This window comes from Streptomyces sp. SID5785 (assembly GCF_009870065.1).
Classification (GTDB): Bacteria; Actinomycetota; Actinomycetes; order Streptomycetales; family Streptomycetaceae; genus Streptomyces.
This window is the reverse complement of the sequence record NZ_WWIA01000270.1, coordinates 1-4,673: the sequence shown is the minus strand read 5'-3', so window position 1 is coordinate 4,673 and position 4,673 is coordinate 1. Positions and strand designations below refer to the sequence as shown.

The window sequence follows — 4,673 nt, the reverse complement described above, 5'->3', positions numbered from 1 at the left end:
GGGGGCGCTACGGGGTCGGCGAGGCCGCGCTGGAGGCCTTTCACCGGCCCCGCATCGAGGTGCTGGCCGCCGCAGGTCCCGATGTCCTGGCACTGGAGACGGTCCCGGACGCCGACGAGGCGCGGGCTCTGCTGCGGTGCGTGCGCGGGAGCGGGGTGCCGGCCTGGCTGTCGTACAGCGTGGCGGGCGACAGGACCCGTGCCGGGCAGCCGCTCGCGGAGGCGTTCGCCCTGGCCGCCGAGGTCGAGGAGGTCATGGCGGTCGGGGTCAACTGCTGCGCCCCCGAGGACGCGGACGCGGCCGTCGCGCTGGCGGCCCGCGTCACCGGCAAGCCGGTCGTCGTCTACCCGAACAGCGGCGAGCGCTGGGACGCGGACGCGCGAGGCTGGCGCGGAGCGGCGACGTTCGGCGCGGAGCGGGTGCGGGGCTGGCGCTCGGCGGGCGCGGCTCTGATCGGCGGCTGCTGCCGCGTGGGTCCGGACGAAGTGGCCCGGGTCGCCGGAGTGTTGGGCCGGGGCTGATCCGCGGCGGGGGCTCGTCGGCGCCCCGCACCCGGCCGTACGCTCGGCCCCTCAGCCCGTCCTCACGCACCCCGGGCGCGCCACGCGCCGCGCCCGCACCTCACGACCAGGAACGCCGCATGCCCGACGCCCTCCCCGCCGCCCGTCCGCCGCGCTTCGGCGCCAACTACACGCCCACGCGCGGCTGGTTCCACCACTGGCTCGACTTCGATCTCGACGAGGTCCGCGCCGATCTCGACTCCGTGGCCGCGCTCGGCCTCGACCACGTGCGGGTCTTCCCGCTGTGGCCGCTGTTCCAGCCGAACCGGACGCTGATCCGGCCGCGGGCGGTCGAGCAGCTGGTGCAGCTCGCGGACGCCGCGGCCGAGCGCGGCCTCGACGTGAACGTGGACGGGCTCCAGGGCCATCTGTCGAGTTTCGACTTCCTGCCCGCGTGGACGCGGACCTGGCACCGGCGCAACCTCTTCACCGACCCGGACGTCGTCTCCGGCCAGGAGGAGTACCTGCGCACGCTCGCCGCCGCGCTCGCGGACCGGCCGAACTTCCTCGGCATGACCGTCGGCAACGAGATCAACCAGTTCTCGGACGGCCCGCACCCCGACCCCGACCGCATCACGCACGAGCAGGCGGCGCACTGGCTGGAGCGGATGCTGGCCGCGTGCGAGCGGGGCGCGCCCGGGCGGCTGCATCTGCACGCCGAGTACGACGCCGCCTGGTACCGGGACCGGCATCCCTTCACGCCCGCGCAGGCCGCCCGGATCGGCTCCGTGACCGCCGTGCACTCCTGGGTGTTCAACGGCACGGCCCAGCGCCACGGCCGCACCGGCGTGCCGACCGAGCACCACGCCGCGTACCTGATCGAGCTGGCCCGCGCCTGGCACACCGATCCCGGGCGGCCCGTCTGGCTCCAGGAGGTGGGCGCCCCGGCCCCGCACATCCCCGCCGAGCACGCCGCCCACTTCACGGAGGCGACCGTGGCGCACGCCCTGGACTGCGCGCACGTGTGGGGCGTGACCTGGTGGTGCTCGCACGACGTCTCCCGCGACCTGGCCGACTTCCCCGAACTCGAGTACAGCCTGGGCCTGCTGACGGATCGTCGGGCCGTCAAGCCGGCCGGCGCCGCGCTCGCCCGGACCGTCGCGGCGTGGCGCGGGCGCACTCCCAGCCCGGCGCCGCGCACCACCGCGCTGGTCCTCGACACCGGCGACACGGTCGCCTCGCCGCACCGTGCGCAGTGCGGTCCCGGCGGCGCCTTCTTCGAGGCCTGGCACCGGCTGACCGCCGACGGGGTCCGGCCCGCGGTGGTCCTGGCCGAGCACGCGCACGACGCGGGGCACCTCGCGGCGCGCGGCATCACGACGGTGGTCGACCCCGTGGAGGCGGGCTGAGCCCCGGCCGCCGTCCGATTCGTACAAGACCGGTGGCCGGGCGGCGGCCTAGCGTGCGGGCATGAACGAGAACCCCGTCCGTCTGGACGCCATCGGCATCGCCACCTCCGACCTCTCCGCCTCCCTCGCCTTCTACCGCCGGCTCGGGCTGGTCTTCCCCGAGGGCGCCGAGCGGCTCCCGCACGTGGAGACCGAACTGCCCGGGGGCGTCCGGCTGATGTTCGACCCCGTCGAGGGCGCGCAGGACCTCGGCCGGGGCCGGATCGGGCTGGCGTTCCTGTGCGACGGCCCGGGCGGCGTCGACGCGGCGTACAAGGAACTGACCGCGGCCGGACACCACGGCGAGGCCGAGCCGTGGGACGCGGAGTGGGGGCAGCGCTACGCGGTGGTGCACGACCCAGACGGGAACCAGGTCGACCTGTTCGCCTGGCGCTGAGCCCGGACCGGGCGGGACCGGGTCAGCCGAGCCGCCCCGGGGTGCGGCCCGTCAGCTCGCGGACGTCGCGCGTGAGATGGGACTGGTCGGTGTAGCCGGCCCGGGCCGCGGTCTCGGCGAGCGGGACACCGGCGCGGACCAGCGCGAGCGCCCGCTGGAGGCGCAGCACCCGGCCCAGCGTCCTGGGCCCGTACCCGAAGGCGGCCAGGGAGCGCCGGTGCAGCCCGCGGGGGCCGAGACCGGTCGCGGCGGCGGTACCGGCGACGCTGCTGCCCGCCTCCAGCGCCGCGACGACGTGCCCGAGGAGCGGGTCGGGCGGTCCGGCGGCGCCCGCGATCCGGACGGCCTCGGCGGCGAGCGCGGCGCCCGGGTCGGCGGCCGCGTCGATCCGCTCGGTGATGCGGCGGGCCTCGGACGCGGTCCACAGGTCGGCCAGATCGACGCGGCGGTCGCGCAGTTCGTGCGCGGGGACGCCGAGGTAGCCGGGCGCGGTGCCGGGGGCGAAGCGCACGCCCGCGTACCGCCGGGTCTCCTCGGGGCCCGCCCGGTGCGCCCGGGTGTCGGGTCCGGCGACGAAGAGCCGGCCCTCGCTCCAGATGAGGTCCATGCACCCGTCGGGCAGCACGGACCCGGACTCGCCGGGTCGCGCGGTGCGGGTCCACAGGACGGCGCCGGGCACGGGGCAGGCCCGCTCCCGGTACGCGCCCGGGCCGTCCGTCATCCCCGGTACTCCTGCGGACTGACCCCGTACTCCCGCTTGAAGGCGCCGGAGAGCGCGAAGGCGCTGCCGTAGCCGACCTGGCGGGCGATCGCGGCGATGGTCAGCTCGGTGTCGCGGAGCCGGTCGGCGGCGAGCGCGAGCCGCCAGCCGGTGAGGTACGTCATCGGGGGCTCGCCCACCAGGTCGGTGAAGCGGCGGGCGAGCGCGGCCCGCGAGACGCCGGACCGCTCGGCGAGCGCCGACACGGTCCAGGGGTGTGCGGGCTCGTCCTGGACGAGCCGCAGCGCGGGTCCGACGACCGGGTCGCCGAGCGCCCGGTACCAGGCGGGCGCGTCCGCCTCCGGCCGGGAGAACCAGGCGCGCAGCGAGGAGATGAGCAGAAGGTCGAGCAGCCGGTCGAGGACGACGTCCTGGCCGGGCTCGTCGCGGCCGATCTCGTCCGCGACGAGCGGGGTCAGCGGGCACCGCCAGACCTCGGTGGGCAGCACGAGCAGCGGCGGCAGCGCGTCGAGCAGCCGGCCGCTGAGCTCGCCGCGCATCTGGTAGGTGCCGATGAGCATCTTCGCCGGGCCGTCGGGCGACTCGCCCCACTCGCGCACCCCGAGGTCGCGGTACCGGCCCGCGTGCGCGGCGCCGAGCGGACGGCAGGCCTGGCCGGGGCCGATCTCGGCGCGGGGTGCGGTCGCGGGGTCGTCGCAGCAGACGTAGGGATCGGGGCCGCGGGCGATGGCGATGTCGCCGGGGCGCACGTGGCGGGGCTTGCCGTCGCCGCCCTCCGGCAGGATCCAGGCATCGCCCTCGACCATGATCATCACGGTGAGCGGTGCCTCGTCGGCGATCCGCACCGACCACGGCAGCTCGAAACAGGCCCGGATCATGAAGGCCCCGCGCGCCCGTGGCCCCTCCAGGAGTCCTGCGAGTACGTCCATGACACCGAGACTAGGCGCTGGACGCGTGCGTATGGGGGTGAGCGGCTCGGCGATGTTCCGGTGGGGGCGGGCGCAGTTGAGTGGAGGCATGACACAGAGCGAGCACGAGACGAGGACAGTACTGGTGACCGGGGCGACGGGCCGGACGGGCAGCCGGGTGGCCGCCGCGGCGCGGGCCGCGGGGCTGACGGTGCGGGCGGCGTCCCGCTCGGGGGCCGTGCCCTTCGACTGGGCGGACCCGGGGACGTGGGACGCGGCGCTGGCCGGCGCCGACGGGGCCTATCTGGCGTACCCGTCGGACATCGGGGCGCCGGACGCGGAGGCGGCGGTGGGCACGCTGGCCCGGCGGGCGATGGAGCTCGGGGTGCGGCGCACGGTGCTGCTCTCGGCGCGCGGCGAGGACCAGGCGCGGCCCGCGGAGGAGGCGCTGGCGGCGGCGGGCGGGGACTGGACGGTGCTGCGCTGCGCGTGGTTCCACCAGAACTTCAGCGAGGGCCCGCTGCGGGAGCAGGTGAGCGGCCCGGAGCTGGTCTTCGCGGCGCCGCCGGAGCTGCGTGAGCCGTTCCTGGACGTGCGGGACATCGCGGACGTGACGGTGGCGGTGCTGGACGCGCCGGACGGGCGGTACGCGGGCCGCACCCTCGACCTGACGGGTCCGGAGCTGCTCACGTGGGGCGA

The 4,673-nt window shown here is 76.7% G+C and carries 6 protein-coding genes; 4 read left to right on the top strand and 2 right to left on the bottom strand.

Translation table 11 applies throughout. The features are described 5' to 3' along the window. From GTW43_RS08610 to GTW43_RS08600, 3 genes are all read left to right on the top strand, one after another. Positions 1-521, top strand: a 521-nt coding sequence (locus GTW43_RS08610) for a homocysteine S-methyltransferase family protein (RefSeq protein ID WP_202501227.1), incomplete at its 5' end; no start/stop codon positions are given. Between the two features lie 119 nt (positions 522-640). Further along, positions 641-1,909: a glycosyl hydrolase gene (locus GTW43_RS08605; RefSeq protein ID WP_161301043.1), complete on the top strand. Its 1,269-nt coding sequence runs from the start codon at positions 641-643 to the stop codon at positions 1,907-1,909. A 61-nt stretch (positions 1,910-1,970) separates the two neighbouring features. Then, the gene (locus tag GTW43_RS08600; protein WP_161301042.1) at positions 1,971-2,345 is read left to right on the top strand and encodes a VOC family protein; all 375 of its coding nucleotides are present in this window, start codon (positions 1,971-1,973) and stop codon (positions 2,343-2,345) included. Positions 2,346-2,367: 22 nt separating this feature from the next. Here GTW43_RS08600 and GTW43_RS08595 read toward each other — a convergent pair whose 3' ends face one another. Continuing rightward, positions 2,368-3,066, bottom strand: coding sequence for a helix-turn-helix transcriptional regulator (locus GTW43_RS08595; RefSeq protein ID WP_161301041.1), 699 nt, complete (start codon positions 3,064-3,066; stop codon positions 2,368-2,370). Next, positions 3,063-3,995 (bottom strand): AraC family transcriptional regulator, encoded by a 933-nt coding sequence (locus GTW43_RS08590; protein ID WP_161301040.1) that lies wholly within the window; start codon positions 3,993-3,995, stop codon positions 3,063-3,065. The genes GTW43_RS08595 and GTW43_RS08590 overlap by 4 nt, the downstream gene beginning before the upstream one ends. Before the next feature lie 88 nt (positions 3,996-4,083). Here GTW43_RS08590 and GTW43_RS08585 point away from each other — a divergent pair. Continuing rightward, a partial coding sequence (locus GTW43_RS08585) for an NAD(P)H-binding protein (protein ID WP_161301039.1) occupies positions 4,084-4,673 on the top strand: 590 nt, incomplete at its 3' end.

What these genes read in the sequence shown, in the direction of transcription:
- GTW43_RS08605 (WP_161301043.1), top strand. Translation starts at nt 641, where the DNA reads ATGCCCGACGCCCTCCCCGCCGCCCGTCCGCCGCGCTTCGGCGCCAAC.
- GTW43_RS08600 (WP_161301042.1), top strand. Translation starts at nt 1,971, where the DNA reads ATGAACGAGAACCCCGTCCGTCTGGACGCCATCGGCATCGCCACCTCC.
- GTW43_RS08595 (WP_161301041.1), bottom strand. Translation starts at nt 3,066, where the DNA reads ATGACGGACGGCCCGGGCGCGTACCGGGAGCGGGCCTGCCCCGTGCCC.
- GTW43_RS08590 (WP_161301040.1), bottom strand. Translation starts at nt 3,995, where the DNA reads ATGGACGTACTCGCAGGACTCCTGGAGGGGCCACGGGCGCGCGGGGCC.